Here is a 21,947-nt window from a genome sequence, read left to right as displayed (position 1 = left end):
ACCCGTTAGCTGTTGTAAAGAACGATGCCGGCGAGTACCAGCACGAAGCCGAAGTATTGCCTTGTCGAATAACGTTCGCCCATGAAGGCAAGCGACAGAAGCACGACAAGTAGTTGGGAGGCGGCAGTTGCGACATAGACCGTCGCCAACGGCAAGCCTTTGAGTGCATTGTATGTAGTGAAAGGCACCAGCATGAATACGCCGATGGTTGCTGCAAGCACCCACCACTTGCGGCTCTTGAAGTAGAGCTTGAAGGCGATCTGGGCGAGGGCGGTGCAGCCCAGCGAAAGCGCCAGCCAACTAACCGGATGCATGCTCGACCCGCCTGTCGCGCAACTTGCGCGCCGGTACCCCGCCTGCAATGCAGTAGGGAGGGATATCACCTGTAACCACGCTGCCAGCCGCGACGACTGCGCCACGACCGATTCTCACGCCTTGCAGCACAACTGCGCCGGCACCGATCCAGCAATCGTCCTCCACGACTATGTCGGCGCCGTTATCGGGGAAGTCCGGAAGGTCCGGTTCATGGCCGGCGGCATGGAAGCGAACATTCGGTGCTATCCGCACGTTGGAGCCGATCGTGATGCGGCTGCGCTCACGCAATCCGCAGTAGAACTCGACGCCCCGATTGATGCTGATATCGCTGCCGAGCGATACCAGCCACGGGAATTTCACGTATACGCGATGGTCGAAGAACACGCCGGCTCCGCAATCCTTCAGCAGCAGTCTCCAGACGCCACTGCGAAGGAACCATGGCGAAGCATCCAAGATCAGGTGGAGGAGCTGGATCGCATAGACGTAGGCATGGTTGAGCCAACGCTTTGCGCGCGGTCGTCTCCAGATGGCTTCCACGAAGCTAGGCATTTCCCGAGCCGTTCCATGTCATCAATACGAGTCCTAGCACGATGACGCACACACCGCCGAGCTTTTCCCACCCTATCGGGTCGCCGTACCAGGCCGAGACCAGCAGGATGCAGGGAAAGAACATCGCGGTAAGAGGATAGGAATGACTGAGGGGGTAGTGCTTGTGCGTGTAGCCCCAAACGAGGAAGCGCAGGCCATTGAGCGCCACGGCGATGGCTAGGACGAAAAGCAGCCACAGGCGAGAATCGCCTCCGTGGGCATCCGCCAGCTCCTTCAGCATCACCGCCACAACGATCTGGATCACCACCGTGGCCAACACCAGCGTGACCATCACTCCCCGGCCATGGGGAATGCGCCGCGGAATCATTGCCAATCCTCCACCGAAACGCCGAAGTCTTCCGAAAGTCTCTGGTTGGAGGCCTCGAAAGCCGAACGCAGACGCTGCCGCACCGTGGCGGAGACGCCCTGCGTTGGCTTCGAAGCATTAACGGCGCCGTCGAGGCTGTCCAATGTGACATCCGCGTCAACTCCCAGCATCCCGAACACATCCCGCAATGTATTTGCGGGATCGCCGACCAGTCGCTCGGTGGTCAGGATATGCAGGCGTTCGGGGGGGAAGCGCGCGCTCCAGGCATCGAGCTGGCGGGCATAATGGCCCCGGCCCACATATGCGAAAGGCGAGACCGAGAGTCCCTCGGGAATACAGCCGATTCGCTCGACTTCTGCGTCCAAGGCGTCTTCGAGGGACAGGGTCTCGAGGCCATTCATCACGCTGAAACGATAGTTGGAAATGGCCCTTTCCACTGGGTCGCGCAGTACGAAGAACAGCTCGGCGTCCGGGAACACCCGAGCAATCCGCTCGGCGGCCGACGAATATTCCATATAGGAAGTGCTCTTCTCGCCCAGCCATGACGTGCTCGCCCTGGCGAACAGCTGCCTGCGGTAGGCGTCCGCGTCATCCTTCGCGTCCGATCGGATGAAGTACTTCGGTTCAGGCCTGACTGGGCTGGCCATCGTGATCGCCGGATGCTGGTCGAACAGGCGATAGAGATACGTTGTCGCGCAGCGCTGCGCGCCGGCGATGAAGAAATGCCTATGCTCCATCGCGGATGGTCCGGCGTACGAAATAGGGATCCGCGATGGTCAGCTGGTTGATGATCCTGACCACGTATTCGCCCAGCATCGCAAGCATCAACATCGTCATGCCGTTGAAGAACGCCAGCATCACTACCAGGGTCGTCCACCCTGGTACCCGCGCACCCCCGAAGATTCCTTCCGCGAGGTAGTAGAGGCCAAGCAGGAGGCTGACGATTGCGGTGAATATCCCCAGTGCGGCAACCAGGCGCAAGGGGAAAGAGGAATAGTTGAACAGGATCGTGGAGACCAAGGTCAGTATCCGTCTCCAGTTGTAGTTGCTGCTTCCGGAACGGCGAGGGTGGTGTTCCACCATGGCATTCGCGCGTCGCCCCGAGAAACGCAGGCACAACCCCGGGATGTAGGGGAACGGGCCGCGATACGCGCATACCCGGTCCACGACATCCCGGTGCATCAGCCTGAAATTGCTCAGGACGAGATCAGGTTCCTGGCCGAAAATGCGCTGGTTGAGTGCACGGACTGCCCGGGATCCGAGCTTTCGGTAGCCGGCGTGCTGTTTTTCGTGGAAACGGCCGAGGACGAGGTCGAATCCCTCCTTCGCCTTCTCGATGAGATGCGCGATTTCCTCGGGGGGGTTTTGCAGGTCGTCGTCCATCGTGACAAGCCATTGCCCGCGGGATGCGCGGAACCCGCAAAGGTTGGCGTTGTGTTGCCCGCTGTTGCGCAGCAGGTCGATCGCCACGATCCGGGGATTCTCGGCGGCCGCTTGCGCCAGTTGCTCCCAGCTGCAATCGCTGCTGCCATCGTTGACGGCGATGATCTCGTACGACAACTGACGGGATTCGAAAAAGGCCGCCGTACGGCGCAGCGTGTCCAGCACGATATCCTGGCTGTTGAAGACCGGGATCACGACGGAATATTCAGGATTGGCGGATGTCATGGGTCGTCCGGATCGTCGGCCAGGCCCCGGCCAAGCGCTATTTCCCAAGCGGAGCCCGGGGATGGCAAGCAGCAAGTTTATCAGCATGGCCCGGTCCGCCGGACCGTCCCTGCGGGCGCGCGCAGGTGCGTTGTAGACTAGGAATACTGGCGCGAGGAGCAGGAAATGGCGGCAAGTACACCGATGTCACGGGGCCGGGTGGGCGGCCGGAAGCTCTATCCTGATGCTGCAAAGGCGCTGGAGGGCTTGGTCGCCGATGGCCAGACCCTCGCCGTCGGCGGATTCGGGTTGTGCGGCATTCCGGAGGCGCTGATCGCCGCGTTGCGCGATTCCGGGGCCAAGGACCTGACGGTGATCTCCAACAACGCCGGGGTCGACGGTTTCGGCCTCGGCCAGTTGCTGGGTACGCGCCAGATCCGCAAGATGATTTCGTCCTACGTCGGCGAGAACAAGGAGTTCGAACGCCAGTTCCTGGCGGGCGAACTGGAGCTGGAGTTCAACCCGCAGGGCACCCTGGCCGAACGCCTGCGCGCCGGCGGCGCCGGGATCCCGGCGTTCTTCACCGCCACCGGCTACGGCACCGTGGTCGCCGAGGGCAAGGAAACGCGCGAGTTCAACGGCCGCCACTACGTGATGGAGACCGCGCTGGTCGCCGACGTGTCGCTGGTCAAGGCGTGGAAGGCGGACGTGGCCGGCAACCTGGTGTTCCGCAAGACCGCGCGCAACTTCAACCCGGCCTGCGCGATGGCCGGCAAGGCCTGCGTGGCAGAAGTCGAGGAGATCGTCGAGATCGGCGCCATCGATCCTGACCAGGTGCACCTGCCCGGCATCTACGTCGATCGCATCGTGCTCAACGCCACCCCCGAGAAGCGCATCGAGCAGCGCACGATCCGCCAGGAGGCGAAGTGATGGCCTGGACCCGCGACCAGATGGCGCAACGCGCCGCGCGCGAACTCACGGACGGCGCCTACGTCAACCTTGGCATCGGCCTGCCGACGCTGGTGGCCAACTTCATTCCCGAAGGCGTCGACGTGTGGTTGCAGTCCGAGAACGGCCTGCTCGGCATCGGCCCTTTCCCGACCGAGGCCGAGCTCGATGCCGACCTGATCAACGCCGGCAAGCAGACCGTGACCGCGCGCCCGGGCGCCAGTTATTTCGGCAGCCACGATTCCTTTGCCATGATCCGCGGCGGGCATATCGACCTGGCCATCCTTGGCGCGATGCAGGTCACCGACCGCGGCGACCTGGCCAACTGGATGGTGCCGGGCAAGATGGTCAAGGGCATGGGCGGCGCGATGGACCTGGTGGCCGGGGTCCGGCGCGTGGTGGTGCTGATGGAGCACGTGGCGAAGGACGGCAGCCACAAGATCCTGCCGGAGTGCACCCTGCCGCTGACCGGAGTCGGCGTGGTCAACCGGATCATCACCGACCTGGCGGTGTTCGACGTGGAGGCCGATGGCCTGGTGCTGGTCGAACTGGCGCCGGGCGTGGGCGAGGACGAGCTGCGGGCCAAGACCGGTTGCGGCTTCCGTCCAGCCTGAACAGGCGCGGCCGCAACCGCATTCCCCATGGGCAGGATGCATCGGCACCCGGATTTCGGCGATGATCCGGGTCCGGGTCGCAGAGACGGGTTCAAGTCAGATGTTTAAACGTGTTGTTCTACTCGCCACGCTGCTGCTGGCCGGCGGTTGCACCCAGGATGTCGGTCGTGTGGCCACCCCGGTGGCCAAGGCCGCGACAGCGCTTGATGCGTCGCCAATCGCAACCATGGGTCTTGCGGCGCAGCGCGGCACCGCCAGGGGATTCGGCAGGCTCCCCGACCACGGCGAACTGTTGGCTTACCCTGGCCGCATCGTGCGCCGGGATGGTGCCTACACCTGGTACCGCGCCGAACTGAGCGAAGAACATGCGCTGCGCGCCATTGCGGGCGGCCGCCTGCACGTGACCACGCCGGAAGGCGAGATCCTGGACTTCGCCTACGACCGCCATGTCGAACATGCCTCGGGTGACTGGACCTGGATCGGCCATCGGCCGGGGCATGAGGACGAGCAGGCGATCCTGACGTTCGGCGCGCAGGCTGCGTTCGGCTCCATCGCCCAGCCCGGCAAGCCGCCGCTGCGACTGGCAGTGCGCGATGGCGGCAGCTGGCTGGTCGACACCGATCCTGAAAAGGTGGCTGCGATCGTCAATGCCGCGACGCGACCGCGGCGACCGGATTACCACATCGTTCCGGAATCCGAACTCCCCCGAGCCCGTGGCGCCGGCATCGTCGCGGCCGCCGACGCCGCAGCGGCGTCGCCCGGCATTCGTGCGACGACCTCCGCGGCCGCCCCGGCTGCGGCGACCACCGTTGACCTGGTCATTGGCTACACCGGCGGGTTCGCCAATGCCAATGGCGGCACCTCCGGCGCCACGACCAGGCTCAACTATCTGGTAGATGTCGCCAATGCCGCCTATGGCAACAGCAAGGTCAGCGCCCAGGTCCGGCTCGTCAAGGCGATGAAAGTCACCTACACGGACACCAACAGCAACGATACCGCGCTCGAACAACTCAGCGGTTACAAGGCCGGAACGGGTCCGGTAACGCCTAATTCCGCGTTCAACGCCTTGCGCGCGGCGCGCGAGCAGTTCGGCGCGGACCTGGTTTCGTTGGTACGCGATTTCCGGGATCCCGAGCAGGACGGTTGCGGACTTGCCTGGCTGCTGGGCGGTGGCTTGCAGAAGATCGAACCCGGCGAAGGCTGGGACGATCTTGCCTACTCGGTAGTCGGAGATGGCACGGATGCAGGCTCCGACGGCAACACTTATTACTGCCAGGACGAGACCTTGGCGCACGAGCTCGGCCACAACATGGGCGCGGCGCACGACAAGGAAACCGCCAAGGGTGGCGACGGGGTGCTCGACAACCCGGAGGATTACGGCGCCTATACCTACTCGTTCGGCTACAAGACCGGCACCTCGGCCGGCAATTTCTACACGGTCATGGCGTATGGCGACAGCGGACAACTGGGTTACCGGGTCTTCTCGAATCCCAAGATCACGTTCTGCGGCAGTCGTGCCTGCGGCAACAGCGGGGCGGACAACGCGCGCACGCTCACCGCGACGATGCCGACGGTGGCCGGTTTCCGTGCAACAGTCGTCGGCTTGCCGGACCCCCAGGCCGGAGGGCTGCTCAGACAGCTCGATGCCAATGGCGACGGTGCGTCGGACCTGGTGTTCTTCAACCATCCAGGCGACAAGGCCACCACATGGTTCATGAATGGAGCCGCTCGCCGCAGCTACTCATCGACGACGATGGATGGCAACCTGCGCCTGGTCGACGCCGGGGATTTTGATGGCAACGGCAAGTCGGACCTGCTGTTCGACAACGCTGCGACGCGACAGCTGGTGCTGGCCCTCAGTACCGGAGCCAACTACACCGTCCAGGTACTTGCGAACGCCTACGGGTCCAGCCTCGCGCCGCTCGCCGTGGCGGACATCAATGGTGACGGCAGCGCCGATATCGTTTTGCGCGACAAGGCTTCCGGCAAGGTAACCATCTGGTACATGTCCGGGGCGACGCGGAAAAGTTACAACAGCCACGCCCGGGCCACGAATTACGCGTTCGTCGGTGCGGGCGACATGAATGGCGATGGCAAGGAGGATCTGCTGTGGATCGATGCGTCGCGCCAGGTGCTGGCCAGTCTCAGCACCGGGGTTGCATTCGACGACGAGTTCGTGGGGTTGACCTACCAGTCAAGTTACCTGCCGGCCGGCCTACAGGACATCAACGGCGACGGCGATGCCGATATCGTGCTGGTGCGCAACGACGCGAACAAGATGGTGGTCTGGTACATGCACGGCTCCACCCGATTCACTTATGTCAGCAAAGTGCTCGATCCGAGCTACCGGCTCGTGGGCAAGGGCGATTTCGACGGGAACGGCCGCGGCGACCTGGTCTTTTCGGATCCGGCGACCAGGCGGATCAAGATGTTGCTGAGTTGGGGGACGACATTCGCCGCCGGTTATGTCAGCAACGTGCCGCAGGCGGGCATGGACCTCATGGACGTCCAGCTTCAATAAGCCGGGCGGGGTTCGGAAGGCGCCGGCCTTGCGAGGAAGGCGCGCTATTGGTGCCTGCCCGTCGTGGCGGCTTGGTGCTCTCCGCCACCATCCGGATCAAGCCCCTAGCCGGCCAGCGCCGCTTCCAGCTCCGGCAGCAACTTGAACAGGTCGCCGACCAGCCCGATGTCGGCGACCTCGAAAATCGGCGCCTCGCCGTCCTTGTTGATCGCAACGATGGTGCCGGCGTCCTTGATCCCGGTGAGGTGCTGGATCGCGCCGCTGATGCCCACGGCCACGTACAGCTCCGGGGCGATGATCTTGCCGGTCTGGCCGACCTGCAGTTCGTTGGGCACGTAACCGGCGTCCACCGCCGCACGCGAGGCACCGACCGCGGCGCCGAGCTTGTCGGCGAGGTCGTAGATGATCCTGAAGTTCTCCTTCGAGCCGACACCGCGGCCGCCGGAGACCACGCGGCGCGCGCTCTGCAGGTCGGGGCGATCGGACTTGCCGGCGGCCAGGCCCACGAATCGGGTGTGCGCCGGCAGTGCGGCATCGACGGTGATCGGCTCGATGCCCGCATTGCCGCCGCGCGCCGCTTCCGGCCAGGATGCGGCGCGCACCGTGGCGACGACCGCATGCCCGGCGGGCGCCTCGACGGTCACGATGGCGTTGCCGGCATAGATCGGGCGCTTGAACACGTGGCTGCCCTCCACCGCCATCACGTCCGAGACCTGGGCCACGCCGAGCAGCGCCGCCACGCAGGGCATCAGGTCCTTGCCGAAGGTCGTGCTCGGGCCGAAGACGTGGGTGTATTCCGTCGCGAGCTTCGCCACCTGCGGCGCCAGCACCTGGGCGACGGCGTTGGCGTTGGCGGCGTTGGCGACCGCCAGCACCTTGGCCACGCCGGCGATCTGCGCGGCTTCGGCGGCGACGGCAGCGGGCTCGGCTGCCAGCACGACCACGTCGATCGCTTCCGGGTTCAGCGCCTGCGCCGCCGACACGCACTTTGCGGTCGAGGCATTGAGCTTGCCGTCGAGGTGTTCGGCGACGATGAGGACCTTGGACATGTTGGATTCCTTGTTGCGTCATTCCCGCGGAAGCGGGAGCCCGGTGTCTCCGGCCGGGAACGGATGCAGGCGGCCGGAGGCCCGCGAAGCGTGGGCCGAGCGCCTACAGCAGCCCCTTGGCCTTCAGCGCGGCGACGAGTTCGGCCGCGTCCTTGACCATCACGCCCCGGCTGCGCTTGCCCGGCGCGGCGTAGTGGATGGCCTTGAGGGTGTCGCCGGCGTCGACGCCGAGGTCGGCGAAGGCGATCGTCTCCAGCGGCTTGCTCTTGGCCTTCATGATGTCCGGCAGCTTGATGAAGCGGGGCTCGTTGAGGCGCAGGTCGGTGGTCACGACGGCTGGCAGTTCGACCTCGAGCGTCTCCAGGCCGGCATCGACCTCCCGCGTCACGGTCGCCTTGCCGGCCGCGACCTCCAGCTTGCTGGCGAACGTCGCCTGCGGCCGGCCCCAGAGCGTGGCCAGCATCTGCCCGGTCTGGCTGGCGTCGTCGTCGATCGCCTGCTTGCCCAGGATGACCAGGTCCGGCTGCTCGCGTTCCACCAGCTTGAGCAGGGTGCGGGCGGCGGTCAGCGGCTGCAGCGGCTGGTCGGCCACCACGTGGATGGCGCGGTTGGCGCCCATCGCCAGGCCGTTGCGCAGGTGGGCCTGGGCGTCGGCGGGGGCGATGGAGGCGACCACGACCTCGGTGGCGATGCCCTGGTCGCGCAACCGCAGGGCTTCTTCCAGGGCGATCTCGTCGAAGGGGTTGGCGGAAAGCTTGACGCCGTCAGTGACCACGCCGGAGCCGTCCGGCTTGACCTGGATACGGACGTTGTAGTCCACCACGCGCTTGTAGCCGACCAGGATCTTCATCGTGCTGGGGTTCCTCTGAAAGCCGCAGGGCGGGCCCACGACCCGATCCGCTAGACTGCGCATTCTACCGTTTCGACCCTGCGCCGCGTTGCCGGCGGCCGGTATGCGGACGCGTATGCGTTTATGAGCAGGGGTCTTCAGGGGGCGTGGCAGGATTGGACTGGCAGGGATGGCTGACGATCGGCGTTGTGCTGGCAACGCTGGCACTGCTGCTGTGGGAGCGCTTCAGCCCGGACAAGGTGCTGATCGGCGCCACCGTGGTGCTGGCCGGCAGCGGCATCCTGGGCGTGCGCCAGGCCCTGGCGGGGTTCTGGAATCCGGGCGTACTCACGGTCGCGGTCCTGTTCGTGCTGGTTGCCGCGCTCAAGTCCACCGGCGCCATCCGCTGGATCGGCGACTGGGTGCTGGGGCGGCCACGCGGCGAATTCGCCGCCCAGGCGCGGCTCGTCGCCATCACCTCGCCGCTGTCCGCCTTCGTCAACAACACCCCGATCGTGGCGATGCTGACGTCGGCGATCGAGCACTGGAGCCGGCGCAGCGGCGTGGCGCCATCCAAGCTGCTGCTGCCGATGAACTACGCCACCATCCTCGGCGGCATGTGCACCCTGGTGGGCACCAGCACCAACCTGATCGTGGCCGGGCTGGTGCACCAGCAGCCCGGGATGCCGGCGCTGCGGATGTTCGATCCGCTGGGCGTGGGCGCGGTCGCGGCGGTGGCGGGCGGCATCTACCTGCTCACCGTCGGCCGTTGGTTGCTGCCGTTGCGGCGCTCGGCGCTGCAGCAGGCGACCGAGACCCGCGAATACGTCGTCGAGATGCTGGTCGAGGACGCCGGGGCGATGGCCGGCATGACCATCGGCCAGGCCGGCCTGCGCGGCCTGGCCGGCTCCTATCTGGTCGAACTGGTGCGCAATGGCGAACTGCATGCGGCGGTGTCGCCGGAGGAAGCGCTGCGCGGCGGGGACCGGCTGGTGTTCGTCGGCGCCACCGATGCGGTACGCGAGTTGCGGCGCCTGTCGGGCCTGCGCCCGGCCACGGAGCAGCTGTTCAAGATCGACGACGCCGGTGGCCGTCGCACGCTGGTCGAGGTGGTGCTGTCGGCGTATTCGCCGGCGATCGGCAAGACCCTGGTCGAGGCCACCTTCCGCAGCCGCTACAACGCGGCGGTCATCGCGGTCGCTCGGCATGGCACGCGCCTGCACGGCAAGCTCGGCGACGTCGTGCTGCAGGTGGGCGACACGCTGCTCATGGAAACCGATGCGAAGTTCCTGCGCCGCTACGGCAACCGTGCCGAGTTCCTGGTGAGCAACGAGATCGACGGCGCCGCGCGGGTCGACCGCCCGCGCGCCCTGGTCGCGCTGGGGGTGGTTGCGGCGATGATCGTCGCCAATACCGTGCTGGGGGTCGACATCCTGCTGTCGGCCGTGGCCGCGGCCGCGCTGGTGCTGCTCGCCGGCTGCGTCCATGTCGCCGAACTGCGCCGCAGCCTGGACCTCCGCCTGATCGTGGTGATCGCCTGCTCCTTCGCGCTCGGCGCGGCGCTGGACCGCAGCGGCGTGGCTGCGCTCGTTGCCGCCCATCTCATGGGCTGGGCCGGGTCGGACCCGTTCTGGACCCTGGTGCTGGTGTACGTGGCCGCGGTCGCGTTCACCGAGCTGGTCACCAACAATGCCGCGGCCGTGCTGATGTTCCCGATCGCCGTCTCGGCGGCGACCCAGCTCGGGGTCCAGCCGATGCCGTTCGTGATCGCGATCATGATGGGCGCCTCGGCCGGATTCATTACCCCGATCGGCTACCAGACCAACCTCATGGTCTATGGCCCGGGCGGCTATCGATTCAGCGACTATGTCCGCGTGGGCCTGCCGTTGTCGCTGGTGGTGGGCGTCTCGGTATTGTTGGCGATTCCGCGGCTGTGGCCGTTCTGAACGGCCGGTCCACCGGTAGAATGACGTTATCCCTTGAACGCGCGCCAATGCGATCTCCGCAACAGGAACTCCCCGCAGTGACAGACTCCAAGACGCTTTCCCACCTCGATCGCCTCGAAGCCGAAAGCATCCACATCCTGCGCGAGGTCGCGTCCGAGTTCCGCAACCCGGTGATGCTGTACTCGGTGGGCAAGGACAGTTCGGTGCTGCTGCACCTGCTGGTCAAGGCATTCTATCCGGCGAGGCCGCCGATCCCGCTGCTGCACGTCGACACCACCTGGAAGTTCCGCGAGATGATCGCCTTCCGCGACCAGCGCGCTCGCGAGACCGGCGTGGAGCTGCGTACCTACAGCAATCCCGACGGCATCGCCCAGGGCATCGGCCCGATCACCCATGGCGCCACCGTCCATACCGACGTGATGAAGACCCAGGCGCTGAAGCAGGCGCTGGACAAATGGGGCTTCGACGCCGCCATCGGCGGCGCCCGCCGCGACGAGGAGAAATCGCGCGCCAAGGAACGGATCTTCTCCTTCCGCAGCGCCGCGCACCGCTGGGATCCCAAGAACCAGCGCCCGGAACTGTGGGACCTGTACAACACCCGCATCCACAAGGGCGAGTCGGTGCGCGTGTTCCCGATTTCCAACTGGACCGAGCTCGATGTCTGGTTGTACATCTATCGCGAAAACATCCCGGTGCCGTCGCTCTACCTGGCCAGCGAGCGGCCGGTGGTGGAGCGCGACGGCGCCTTGATCATGGTCGACGACGAGCGCCTGCCGCTGCATGACGGCGAGACACCGATGATGAAGACGGTCCGCTTCCGCACCCTGGGGTGCTATCCGCTCACCGGCGCGATCGAATCGCAGGCCGACAGCCTGGAGAAGATCATCGCCGAGATGCTGGTGGCGACCACCTCCGAGCGCCAGGGACGGGTGATCGACCACGATCCCTCCGCCTCGATGGAAAAGAAAAAGCAGGAAGGCTACTTCTGATGACCGCTCGCAACCTTCCTGTACCGGGCGCCGCGGGTCTGCTTCCCGCGCCGGCCGCCTCCTGCAGCCGGGCGTGCTCCCACTGCGTACCCGATGGCACTGCCGGAATGCGCCGATGAACGACATGAACAGCGACGCCCAGGCCCAGGTCGCGGCCTACCTGCAGCAGCACGAGACCAAGAGCCTGCTGCGCTTCATCACCTGCGGCAGCGTGGACGACGGCAAGAGCACGCTGATCGGCCGCCTGCTGCACGACACCCGGCTGCTGCTCGACGACCAGGTCGCGGCGCTGGAGGCCGACAGCCGTCGCCATGGCACCCAGGGCGGCGACATCGACTTCGCGCTGCTGGTCGACGGCCTCGCCGCCGAGCGCGAGCAGGGCATCACCATCGACGTGGCCTACCGCTTCTTCGGCACCGACAAGCGCAAGTTCATCGTCGCCGACTGCCCGGGGCACGAGCAGTACACCCGCAACATGGCCACCGGCGCGTCCACCGCCGATCTCGCCGTGGTGCTGGTCGACGCGCGCAAGGGCCTGCTGACGCAGACCCGCCGCCACAGCTACATCGTCTCGCTGCTCGGCATCCGGCACGTGCTGGTGGCGGTCAACAAGATGGACCTCGTGGGCTACGACCGGGCGGTTTTCGACGACATCGTGGCCGGCTATCGCGAACTTGCGGCGACGCTGGGCATTCCCCACGTCACCTGCATCCCGCTGTCGGCGCTCAAGGGCGACAACATGCTGGAACGTTCGCCGGCGACGCCGTGGTATGGCGGCGAAACGCTGCTCGAACACCTCGAGAACGTGCAGGTCGACCGCGATACCCGCGACCCGGGCTTCCGCATGCCGGTGCAATGGGTCTGCCGGCCCGACCTCGACTTCCGCGGCTTCTCCGGTACCGTCGTCGCCGGCGCCATCGCGCCCGGCGCCGAAATCGCCGTGCTGCCCTCGGGGCAGCGCTCCAGGGTTGCGCGCATCGTCACTGCCGACGGCGACCTGGCGCACGCAGGCGTCGGCCAGGCGATCACGCTGACGCTGGCCGACGAGATCGACGCCAGCCGCGGCGACGTCATCGCCGCCGCTTCCAGCCCGCCCGAGGTCGCCGACCAGTTCGCCGCGCACCTGCTGTGGCTGGGCGAGCAGCAACTGTTGCCGGGGCGCCCGTACTGGCTGAAGATCGGCGCGCGTACCGTTGGCGCGACGATCACCGAAATCAAGCACAAGGTCGATGTCAACACCCAGGAAGAACTGGCCGCCAAGTCGCTTGAACTGAACGAGGTCGCCCAGGTCAACCTCTACCTCGACCAGCCGGTGCCGTTCGAGGCCTACGCCGAAAATCGCGCGCTGGGTGCCTTCATCCTGATCGACCGCCAGAGCAACGCCACCGTCGCCGCCGGCACGCTGGACTTCGCGCTGCGTCGCGCCGGCAACATCCACTGGCAACACGTCGACGTCGACAAGGCTGCGCGCGCGCGCATCAAGCACCAGCAGCCGCGCTGCCTGTGGTTCACCGGCCTGTCGGGCTCAGGCAAGTCCACCATCGCCAACCTGGTCGAGAAGAAGCTGCTGGCGATGGGCCAGCACACCTACCTGCTCGACGGCGACAACGTCCGCCACGGCCTCAACCGCGACCTGGGCTTCACCGACGAGGACCGGGTCGAGAACATTCGCCGCGTCGCAGAGGTCGCCAAGCTGATGGTGGATGCGGGCCTGATCGTGCTGGTCAGCTTCATTTCCCCGTTCCGCGCCGAGCGGCGGATGGCGCGCGAGATGTTCGCCGACGGAGAGTTCCTGGAGGTGTTCGTCGACACGCCGCTCGCAGTCGCTGAGGAGCGCGACGTGAAAGGCCTGTATGCCAAGGCGCGCGCGGGGGAGATCAGCAATTTCACCGGTATCGATTCGCCATACGAGCGACCGGAACACGCCGAGGTCGTGCTGGATACCACTGCATCGCGCCCCGACGAACTGGCCAGTACTCTGGTCCGGCATCTGAATTCCGGAGTTTGATCGTGTCCGATGCACCAAGGCCCGGCAACAACGCAACAGAAAGCTCCGTTGCGCCTGCACCCGTTCCGGCGCTGGGGAAGCCATTGACGACTCGAGAGTTGCGGCAGCTGGTCATGCTCGCGAAGCGGGCGCTTTGGGGCGGCAAGTTGGTCCACCAGCAGCTGCAGGCCGCGGGCATCTATGTCAGCCCGGCAAATTTCTACGCCAGCATCCCGTCGATCAGGGATGTCGAGCATTCCTTCGAGTACCGTCGGGAACAACTCGAGGCCGGCGGTCCGTATGCCGCCGGCGGCCTCTTCGACCATGACCGAATGGCTGGGTTCCTTGAGCGGATCCAGGTGCATGCGGAGGAGTTCGATCCGCCGCTTGGGGGCGATCCGGAAAATCCCGCAGGCTATTTCTGGAAGAACCCGGCGTTCTCGTATGCGGACGCGATGGCGTACTACTGCGTGTTGCGCACGATCCAGCCCGAGCGCGTGCTCGAGATCGGCTCCGGGTTTTCCACGCTGGTGGCCGACCAGGCGCTGCGCCGCAACGGCAAGGGCGAATTGATCATCGTCGAGCCCTACCCGAAGGGGTTCCTGCGCAGGCTGCCGACCGTCACGAAGTTGATCGAGACGCCGGTGCAGGAGATCGCGGAAGCGGAACTGGTAAGGCTGGTCAATTCCTGCCAGGTCTGGTTCATCGATTCGACGCACACGGTCAAGAGCGGCAGCGATTGCCTGTACATCTACCTGAAGGTGATGCCGCAGGTTACCTCGCAGGTGATGTGCCATAGCCACGACATCTACCTGCCCTATGCGCTGCCGCCAAAGCTCGCACTGGAGCGGAACATCTTCTGGACCGAGCAGTACCTGCTGCAGGCCTATCTGTTGCGCAACCCGGATGCGCAGGTGATGTTCGGAAGCGCGTACACGAATGCGCAGATGCGGGCGCAAGGGGAGCGGCTGATGCGTGGCCGCTATCCGCAGGGCGGCGGATCGCTGTGGTACCTGTTGAACGGCTCAGGCGCGCAAGCCCACGCCTGAGCCCGTTGGGGATGCGTGATGCACGGCGCCGGGTCAGCCCCGGGGCGTGCGCCGCGACTGGCTCTTGCGGGTAGTCGCCAGGATATGCAGTTCGGTGCGCTTTCCATCCGCGCTGGGGACTTCGATCAGCGTGGCCGTCGGCAGGATCCCGGCTAGGTCGCTGAGCAGCGATTCGCTCAACCTGTCGGATTCCGTCGAATCCAGGAGATCCAGGCTGATCATGCAGCTGTGGCTGCGGCAGTCGGTCTGGACCGCGCGTGGAACCACGGTGCCTTGTTCGACGATCGACGCAATGGTGTCTTCGACCTGCATGCGCGTGTTGCTTGCCCAGCGTGCGTTCACCGGGTCCTTGTCAAAGGTCTGCCTGAGAGCCTGGAGCCGTTGCCTGGCGTCGGCGGCCGCCGCCTGCGGAGTGCGTGACGGTGGCCGCGGCTCGAGGTCGCGTGCCCGGTTCGCGGGGCCGGTGCCGCGCGAGGCGTGGTAGCCCAGTTGCGTGGCCAGTTCCTCCCTGGACGTCCGGTTGAGGTAGCCCCCCTCCAGCTTGTGCTGCCGCGCTTCCATGGCAGCCAGGCGCTGCTCGATGGCCTTCAACTCGTCGCCTTGCGCGCGCCCCACGCCCAGCCGGTAGCCGAGCGTGCCCAGCACGATGGCGACCGCGACGGCCATTGCGATCGAACCTTTGGTCATGCATCAATCCTCTTGTACTTTGGTGCAAGCGCCGGCAGCGTGGCTGCCGGCGCGCTCGCGGTCACGGCGTGTAGTAATAACCGCCGGTGTTCTCGGCCTCATACCACTTGATGTAGGCCAGCTTGATCTTGGGATTGAGCTTGCAGTTGAAGGAGAAGACATCAGGGACGAGCGCGCTGGCGCCATCCATCAAGTCTGGAGTCACCGAGTAAGTCACGGGATCCGTGGTCTTTGCCGAAGTAATCGTGAACGCCTCGCTGGTCTTCACTCCGGTAGACCCACTGCGCCGATACATGGTGCAAGTCGTGTTGACAAGGCCGGCCGAAGGGGTGGCGGAGTAATCCATCCCGACTTCGAACGTGAAAGCCCCTTGGGTCGTCGTCGAGTCGAAATCCGACTGGTCGATCGTGGTGTCGCTGTCCATCGGGATGGTGCAGGAGATGTAGCGGGCATAGGTGTCGCTCATGTTGCGGATGCCGTCGGGGTTGATGTCGATATCCGGCCATTGCGCGCCGTCGCTGGGCTGGCACTGGGCCCCGCTCATGACCTTGCGGTTGGTGCCGTAGTTGTTGCCGGCCTGCACGGCCGTCGCGGCGCCAAGCAGCAGGACAAGCGCGGTGGCGGGCACCGCTTTGTGGGTCAGAAACATGGTGATTCCTCGTCGATGGGTTCTCGGGCGGGCCGCTCCTGGCGGCCACGAGGGATCCAACGCCGGAAGCTGCGCCGGTAGGCCAGCTGGCGCCCCGAGGGGCGCCCGGCCCACCTCGACTCCGTAGGCGAATCCTGACGGGTTCCAGCTGGTGCTCTCCGCGGTCTGCGAGGCCTTGTTGCGGAGAGGCACCGGCACAGGCAAGCCGCGCTCCCGGCGCCCCGGGTCAAGGCATCCTGGTCGGCAGGCCGAGATGGTCCAGGTACCCGTCGCGCTCACGCGAGAGCTCACGGACCAAGGGCGCCGGATGGCACTGCGAAGCGGGGAGGGGTGAGCCGTGTACCGTGGTCCATTGGTAAGGGCGACCCACCCTGAAGCGCGCTTGCGCAGCGTGCCTGATTCCTGAGTCGAAGCTGTAATGCAACAACAGGGGCGCGGGCCCGAGGTCGCGTCGCCGGTAGATGATCGTGCCGTCTGACGGATCGATGCGTCCGTGCCGGCCGAGCATCCAGTTGCTTACCGTGTAGCCCTTGACCTTGTCATTGGCGTACAGCGCCCGCAACAGGAATTGCGGGCGGTTGACCAGCATCTTGCCGCCCTTTTCCTTGCTGAATTCGTCTTGGCGGACGATGAGCACGATCGGTGTTTCGGCTGGCGGGCAAGGGAGGGCGGCGGCAAGGTCGGCCAGCATGACCCGCTGGTAGATCGAGCGCTCATGGCGGGCGTCGAAGTTGGACAGCCTGTTCAAGCCGAACAACGTCAGCAATGCCACCCCGACTGCGCACAGGGCCCGGGCCGTGGTGGGCCGTCCGAATTGCATTTGCCATCGGTCCACCAGCGCCACCACCAGCAGCACCCATCCGAAGCGGCAGGCAATCAGTGCGCGGCCGTGGTCGAAACGGATATCACTGACCGCGTACGGCAGGTAGCACAGCAGCACGATCGAGAGGCAGATCGCAGCCAGGACGAAAGGACGGAAGGCATGCAGGGGAGGCTGATCGCCCCGTCGCTGGGCTCGTCGCAGCAGAACGACGGCCACGATGAACAGCAATGCGAAGAGAAACGCGTAGGCCATAAGCCAGGATGCCTGCGGCCAAAGGTCGTCCATCCAGCGCCAAAGCAGGTTCGCGAACATCTCCCGGTAGCCGGCGACTACATCCTGGACATCGAAGTGCGCGACCCGGCCTTCCCGGCCACGGCCCTGGACCATGCCTTGCACGGTAGGGGCGAGTGCGACGGCGAATGTCAGCCACTGCGGCAGGATGTGCCTTGCGAAGCCACGCAGGTAGCCGGCTCCGCCGTGTCGCTTGTAGAGGAAGCCGCTCACCACGATCAGTGGCATGAAGATGTAGCCCGGGTAGGTCCTGATGCCGCAGAACAAAAGGACAAGACCAAGCGCATGCAGCCATGGCCGTTGCCGGTCGATTGCGGCCAGCGCAACGACTGTTCCCCAGACCAGCAACAGGTAGGACAGGTTGACGCCGAACGCGCCGAGCCAGAACATCGTGTGGTCGTTCGGGAACAACATCGACAGGCCGGCCACCATGAAGGATGCAACCGTCCGCCCTGGTAGCAGGAAGAGGCTGATGCGGAACAGCCCCAGAAAGGTGAGCGCATCGATTCCGATGAGAATCAGGTTGATTGCGCGGAAACCATCGTCTTCGATCGACTTGGCAATGATGTAGGGAAGGTTGCGCAGCTCCCGGCTGTTGGTGAAGAAGAAATCCAGGAAGTCGAACTTCATATCGGTAACCGACAGGCTCACCCAGCCGTCGTCCAGGGGATACATGTCCAGGCCCGTGCGAAGCCAGAAGCTGGCGATCGCGACGAGTGCGATGACCGCAACCACAAGGGAGGGGCTGTTCCGCCTCTGAAGCGGGGAGTATGCGATCACGGCAGGCCCTTCATGCAGGAGCGACGCGGGAGGATATGGCAGCCAGGCCGCAAAAAATGGATCCGGCACGGATCACCGGACGGCGGCCCGCGGCGAGTCAACGACGGGCGGCCTGATACTCGTGACTGCGGCGACGTTCCGGACGCAGCCATGGCGGCCGGCTTCGACGGGTAGGCGCGAGCATCGGCCATCGGGTGAAGCATTGCACGGATCAAGGCCGCAACTGGTCGATTGCTTCTTCGTCGCACATGATATCGCTCGTCAGCAATGGGGGCGTGGCAATTCCCGGAACCGGGCTTCGGCGCTTGCCGCGTGACGTGTAATGGTCGAGGAAACACCGCATGGCGTGATCGACGCCGAGGCGGTTGATTCCACGATAGTCCCGCTCGAAGTAGCGCGAATCGTTGTAGTTGCCGACGATGATTTCGTAGGACGGGAAGTATTCGATCCACTCGTACCTGCGCCACAGCATGTCCGCCACGACCCGCAGGACCGACTTGCTGTAAGTGGTGGACACCAGCACGTTGCGGTCTTCGTACGTGGCGATCAGCGGTACAGGCGAAACGGTCAGGATCACCTTCACGCCCGGATTGACTGATTTAAGGCCCGCGAGGAAGGATTCCATGTCGCCCGTTACGTCGTGTACGTCCAGGTTGACGAATTCATGCCGCTCCGGATCGAAGCTGCCGCCGGACACGCCAGGCGCCAAGGGATAGACCGTGTCGTCGACTTTCGAGCGCCAGGTCTCTGTCAGGCCCAGGGTGAAGACGAAAACGTCGCATTGCTCGAACATCCGCCTGACTGCGGCCAGGTGCAGTTCGCGCTCGCGCTTCACTTCGCCGGGGGATTCGTAGCCTCCTGGGGTGACTTGGGGCCGCAATGCATCGACGTAGCGGCCATCCTCGCGCTGCCAGACGTCATCGGCCACCGGGCGGCCCTGGAAGCTTTCCTGGAACAGTTGCAGCAACTGGCGCGAGGTGTAGATGTTGCCGAAGCGGGCGGAAAAGACGCCATGGTTCAATGCTCTGCGCTGTGCGTCCGGAAGATGCTCGCCCGCTTCGGTAACGAAGTAGTTGAAGCCGATGCTCGCCAGGCGATTGGAAATGTGCTGGGCGAAGCAACTTCCTGCGGTGGCGACGCGTTCCGACGGCTGGATGGTGAAGCGGGTGGCGCGGACAGGATCGAAACGGAAGCGCTCGACCCCGGCGACGGCGCGTCGCCAGAACTGGTGGTCGCCGAGGCCGCGGTAGGGATTGTCAGTCATTGCAGGGCCTTGATGACGGCCATCGCGTTGCCCAGCATGCGCTCGAACTCGGGGCGGATGCCAACCCGGGGGGTATCGCGGTAGAGACGGAAGCATTCGGAGACGAATTCTTCGAGTTGGATGAACTGATACCTTCCGCCAAGTTTGAACAGATAACTTCCGTCGACGCCAAGGTGCGAGGCGATTTCCGTGTACACGGGGAAGATGGGCCCGTTGGCGAGGTTGTCGTGTGGCAGTGCATCGAGATACCTGGCATCCAAACCCGCGCGCCCCAGGATTGCGCTGGCCACGTCCCGCACGCAATGGACGCGTGGATGGTTCAAGGAGTACATGAAGGGGCCGTTCCGGCTCCACTCGACGAATTTCGCCCCGATGTCGAAGCCGTGGCTGGAGAAGGAGTCGAGCAGCGCCTTGCGGGAATGGTCCCAGCGGTTGAAATAGCCAAGGCTGTCGTAGACGGATTCGCAGTACAGGGCAAGGGCGCGCGTCTCGGACATGCCGCAAGTGTATGCAGCGTAGGCAATCAGGGAGTGGTAGTCCCCGAGGGGCCCCTTCAAAGGACTCCCGGAGTGGAGGAGATAGCAGATGTCCGGATGGTAGGCATTGAACGAGATGGTGGGAATGCGCCAGACCTTCTCGTTGCCCGACCACTGTTCACCGAGTTCGGATTCCAGTTGCGGGGCAACCAGTACCCGCTCGAAGTCCCTCATCCTGCCGAGGATGAACTTTGCCTGCTTGCGGAAGTTTGGGGGATCGTAATACTCGACTTGGATGTCGTCGCACAACAGGTTCAGGCTATTGGCGAGCCCCATGACCTGGCAGTTGTACAACAGCAGCCATGGCTGCCGCATGCCGTAACGACCGGACTTTCCGGTGCTGCGAAGGGACATCTTCGTCCTGCGTCAGAGGTTCTGGTAATTCGGCCCCGAGCCACCCTCGGGGGTCACCCAGGTGATGATCTCGTACGGGTCCTTGATGTCGCAGGTCTTGCAGTGCACGCAGTTGGCCGCGTTGACCTGCAGGCGCAGGCCGGCGCTGCCGTCATCGGCGACCTCGTCGACCATTTCGTAGACGCCCGCAGGGCAGAAGCGCGTGCAGGGATTGCCGTACTCCTCCACGCAGCGGCCGATGCAGATGCTGGTGTCGTGTACCACCAGGTGCACGGGCTGGTCCTCGTCGTGCGAAGTGGCGGCGAAATAGACGCCCTGCAGGCGGTCGCGCGGGGCGAGTGTCCGCTTCACGTAGTCGCGTTCGGGGTGCGCGCGATCGCCGAGCGTGTCGAGCGCGGACCAGTCGGGCTTCACCTTCAGCGTCCAAGGCGACAAGCCGCGGGTCACCGTCTCCCAGGCGGCATTGAACATGCCGAACCAGAATCCGCGCTTGAAGCCCGGCTTGATGTTGCGCACCTGGCGCAGTTCCTTGATGGCCTCGGAGGCGCGCAGTCGCGCGTCGAAGCCGGCGCTGTCGAGCGCGCCCGAGCCGGCCTGCGCGGCCAGGTGCTCGGCCGCGAGCATCGCGCTGCGGATCGCCTGGTGGGTGCCCTTGATCTTGGGCACGTTGAGCAGTCCGGCGCCGTCGCCGACCAGAAGTGCGCCGGGCATCTCGACCCTGGGCAGCGATTGCCAGCCGCCGGTGACGATCGCGCGGGCGCCGGCGGAGACGATGCTGCCGCCTTCCAGCAACGGCGCCACGGTCGGGTGGTGCTTCCATTGCTGGAACGCTTCCCAGGGCTTGTAGTCGGGATCGGCGTAATCCAGGCCCGACACGTAGCCAAGCGCCACCCGATCGCCGTCCAGGTGGTACAGGAAGCTGCCGCCGTAGGTGTGGTTGTCGGCAGGCCAGCCGACCGTGTGCACGATCTTGCCGGGCGTGCCGCGACCGGCGGGCAATTGCCAGAGTTCCTTGATGCCGATCGAGTACGCCTGCGGGTCGCAACCGGCATCGAGGCCGAAGCGCTTGACCAGCTGCTTGGTCAGGCTGCCGCGCGCGCCTTCGGCCAGCACGGTGACCTTGGCGCGGATGTCGATGCCGGCGGTGAACCCGGGCTTGTGGCTGCCGTCCCTGGCCACGCCCATGTCGCCGATGCGCACGCCGGCGACGCGACCGTCGGCGTCGTGCAGCACGGAAGCAGCGGCGAAGCCGGGATAGATCTCCACGCCGAGGGCTTCGGCCTGCGGCGCCAGCCACGCGCACAGCGCACCGAGGCTGACGATGAAGTTGCCGTGGTTGTTCATCTGCGGCGGGACGAACGGCAGCTTGCGGCCGCTGGTCCTGCCCAGGATCCAGAATTCGTCCTCGGTCGCCGGCACGCAGACCGGCGGCGGGTTGTCGCGCCAGCCCGGCAGCAACGCGTCCAGCGGGCCAGGCTCGATCACCGCGCCGGACAGGATGTGGGCGCCGACGGTGGCGCCCTTCTCGATCACGCAGACCGAGAGCGCCGGTGCGAGCTGCTTGAGGCGGATCGCGAACGCCAGGCCGGCCGGGCCGGCGCCGACGGTGACGACGTCGTACTCCATCACGTCGCGTTCGATCTCGACCGCGGCGTCGCCCCCTGGGAGGCCCTCGTCGGGCTGCTGCATTGCGGTCTCCTCGGACATGCAGGGATTTTCGGGGTTTATGCCGGGGACGGCAAATCCGCGGCGG

General features: G+C 65.4%; 20 protein-coding genes. 7 read left to right on the top strand and 13 right to left on the bottom strand.

Translation table 11 applies throughout. The annotated features are described in order from the left end of the window. Nucleotides 1-5 precede the first annotated feature (5 nt). From MQC88_RS12145 to MQC88_RS12125, 5 genes are read right to left on the bottom strand one after another with little or no spacing between them, the layout of a single operon-like run. A complete protein-coding gene (locus MQC88_RS12145; protein ID WP_243322450.1) occupies nucleotides 6-314 on the bottom strand; it encodes an EamA family transporter in 309 nt (102 codons plus the stop codon). Further along, nucleotides 301-864 (bottom strand): acyltransferase, encoded by a 564-nt coding sequence (locus MQC88_RS13005; RefSeq protein WP_256451778.1) that lies wholly within the window; start codon nucleotides 862-864, stop codon nucleotides 301-303. The genes MQC88_RS12145 and MQC88_RS13005 overlap by 14 nt, the downstream gene beginning before the upstream one ends. Continuing rightward, complete coding sequence (locus MQC88_RS12135; protein WP_243322448.1) at nucleotides 857-1,231, bottom strand: DMT family transporter; 375 nt, start codon at nucleotides 1,229-1,231, stop codon at nucleotides 857-859. Before MQC88_RS12135 ends, MQC88_RS13005 begins: the two co-directional genes overlap by 8 nt. Continuing rightward, nucleotides 1,228-1,968 (bottom strand): sulfotransferase family protein, encoded by a 741-nt coding sequence (locus MQC88_RS12130; RefSeq protein ID WP_243322446.1) that lies wholly within the window; start codon nucleotides 1,966-1,968, stop codon nucleotides 1,228-1,230. The genes MQC88_RS12135 and MQC88_RS12130 overlap by 4 nt, the downstream gene beginning before the upstream one ends. Then, nucleotides 1,958-2,899: a glycosyltransferase family 2 protein gene (locus MQC88_RS12125; RefSeq protein WP_243322444.1), complete on the bottom strand. Its 942-nt coding sequence runs from the start codon at nucleotides 2,897-2,899 to the stop codon at nucleotides 1,958-1,960. Before MQC88_RS12125 ends, MQC88_RS12130 begins: the two co-directional genes overlap by 11 nt. A gap of 165 nt (nucleotides 2,900-3,064) precedes the next feature. Here MQC88_RS12125 and MQC88_RS12120 point away from each other — a divergent pair, with 165 nt between their 5' ends. The 3 genes from MQC88_RS12120 to MQC88_RS12110 all read left to right on the top strand — a co-directional run bounded on the left by MQC88_RS12120 (nucleotide 3,065) and on the right by MQC88_RS12110 (nucleotide 6,961). Beyond that, nucleotides 3,065-3,808 carry a CoA transferase subunit A gene (locus MQC88_RS12120; protein WP_243322442.1) on the top strand — a complete coding sequence of 248 codons (744 nt, stop codon included), beginning with the start codon at nucleotides 3,065-3,067 and terminating at the stop codon, nucleotides 3,806-3,808. Next, nucleotides 3,808-4,440, top strand: coding sequence for a CoA transferase subunit B (locus MQC88_RS12115; protein WP_243322440.1), 633 nt, complete (start codon nucleotides 3,808-3,810; stop codon nucleotides 4,438-4,440). Before MQC88_RS12120 ends, MQC88_RS12115 begins: the two co-directional genes overlap by 1 nt. Nucleotides 4,441-4,501: 61 nt before the next feature. Continuing rightward, complete coding sequence (locus tag MQC88_RS12110) at nucleotides 4,502-6,961, top strand: reprolysin-like metallopeptidase (protein ID WP_243322438.1); 2,460 nt, start codon at nucleotides 4,502-4,504, stop codon at nucleotides 6,959-6,961. Nucleotides 6,962-7,065: 104 nt separating this feature from the next. On the opposite strand, the gene MQC88_RS12105 is transcribed toward MQC88_RS12110, so the two are convergent. Next, entirely contained in the window at nucleotides 7,066-8,010 is a 945-nt protein-coding gene (locus tag MQC88_RS12105) for an electron transfer flavoprotein subunit alpha/FixB family protein (protein WP_243322436.1), read from the bottom strand. Nucleotides 8,011-8,113: 103 nt separating this feature from the next. Further along, nucleotides 8,114-8,860: an electron transfer flavoprotein subunit beta/FixA family protein gene (locus tag MQC88_RS12100; protein WP_243322433.1), complete on the bottom strand. Its 747-nt coding sequence runs from the start codon at nucleotides 8,858-8,860 to the stop codon at nucleotides 8,114-8,116. Between the two features lie 146 nt (nucleotides 8,861-9,006). Between MQC88_RS12100 and MQC88_RS12095 the strand changes: the two genes are divergently transcribed. From MQC88_RS12095 to MQC88_RS13085, 4 genes are all read left to right on the top strand, one after another. Next, nucleotides 9,007-10,785 carry an SLC13 family permease gene (locus MQC88_RS12095; protein WP_243322430.1) on the top strand — a complete coding sequence of 593 codons (1,779 nt, stop codon included), beginning with the start codon at nucleotides 9,007-9,009 and terminating at the stop codon, nucleotides 10,783-10,785. A 47-nt stretch (nucleotides 10,786-10,832) separates the two neighbouring features. Next, entirely contained in the window at nucleotides 10,833-11,774 is a 942-nt protein-coding gene (gene cysD, locus MQC88_RS12090; RefSeq protein WP_243322428.1) for a sulfate adenylyltransferase subunit CysD, read from the top strand. Nucleotides 11,775-11,889: 115 nt separating this feature from the next. Then, a complete protein-coding gene (gene cysN / locus MQC88_RS12085; RefSeq protein ID WP_243322425.1) occupies nucleotides 11,890-13,782 on the top strand; it encodes a sulfate adenylyltransferase subunit CysN in 1,893 nt (630 codons plus the stop codon). Between the two features lie 2 nt (nucleotides 13,783-13,784). Beyond that, entirely contained in the window at nucleotides 13,785-14,810 is a 1,026-nt protein-coding gene (locus tag MQC88_RS13085; protein WP_243322422.1) for a class I SAM-dependent methyltransferase, read from the top strand. 33 nt (nucleotides 14,811-14,843) lie between these two features. Here MQC88_RS13085 and MQC88_RS12075 read toward each other — a convergent pair whose 3' ends face one another. From MQC88_RS12075 to MQC88_RS12050, 6 genes are all read right to left on the bottom strand, one after another. Then, nucleotides 14,844-15,497 (bottom strand): hypothetical protein, encoded by a 654-nt coding sequence (locus tag MQC88_RS12075; protein ID WP_243322420.1) that lies wholly within the window; start codon nucleotides 15,495-15,497, stop codon nucleotides 14,844-14,846. A 61-nt stretch (nucleotides 15,498-15,558) separates the two neighbouring features. Then, nucleotides 15,559-16,146 carry a hypothetical protein gene (locus tag MQC88_RS12070; protein ID WP_243322418.1) on the bottom strand — a complete coding sequence of 196 codons (588 nt, stop codon included), beginning with the start codon at nucleotides 16,144-16,146 and terminating at the stop codon, nucleotides 15,559-15,561. A 226-nt stretch (nucleotides 16,147-16,372) separates the two neighbouring features. Beyond that, the gene (locus MQC88_RS12065; RefSeq protein WP_243322415.1) at nucleotides 16,373-18,040 is read right to left on the bottom strand and encodes a glycosyltransferase family protein; all 1,668 of its coding nucleotides are present in this window, start codon (nucleotides 18,038-18,040) and stop codon (nucleotides 16,373-16,375) included. A gap of 211 nt (nucleotides 18,041-18,251) precedes the next feature. Further along, complete coding sequence (locus MQC88_RS12060) at nucleotides 18,252-19,304, bottom strand: GSCFA domain-containing protein (RefSeq protein ID WP_243322412.1); 1,053 nt, start codon at nucleotides 19,302-19,304, stop codon at nucleotides 18,252-18,254. After that, nucleotides 19,301-20,194 (bottom strand): WcbI family polysaccharide biosynthesis putative acetyltransferase, encoded by an 894-nt coding sequence (locus MQC88_RS12055; RefSeq protein ID WP_243322411.1) that lies wholly within the window; start codon nucleotides 20,192-20,194, stop codon nucleotides 19,301-19,303. The genes MQC88_RS12060 and MQC88_RS12055 overlap by 4 nt, the downstream gene beginning before the upstream one ends. A gap of 12 nt (nucleotides 20,195-20,206) precedes the next feature. Next, nucleotides 20,207-21,883: an electron transfer flavoprotein-ubiquinone oxidoreductase gene (locus MQC88_RS12050; RefSeq protein ID WP_243322742.1), complete on the bottom strand. Its 1,677-nt coding sequence runs from the start codon at nucleotides 21,881-21,883 to the stop codon at nucleotides 20,207-20,209. Between the last annotated feature and the right edge of the window lie 64 nt (nucleotides 21,884-21,947).

The sequence above is a fragment of the Cognatiluteimonas sedimenti genome (genome assembly GCF_022808325.1).
In the GTDB taxonomy this organism is placed as follows: Bacteria; Pseudomonadota; Gammaproteobacteria; order Xanthomonadales; family Xanthomonadaceae; genus Cognatiluteimonas; species Cognatiluteimonas sedimenti.
Note: the sequence above shows the minus strand (reverse complement) of the source record. Positions and strands in the feature narration are given on the sequence as shown.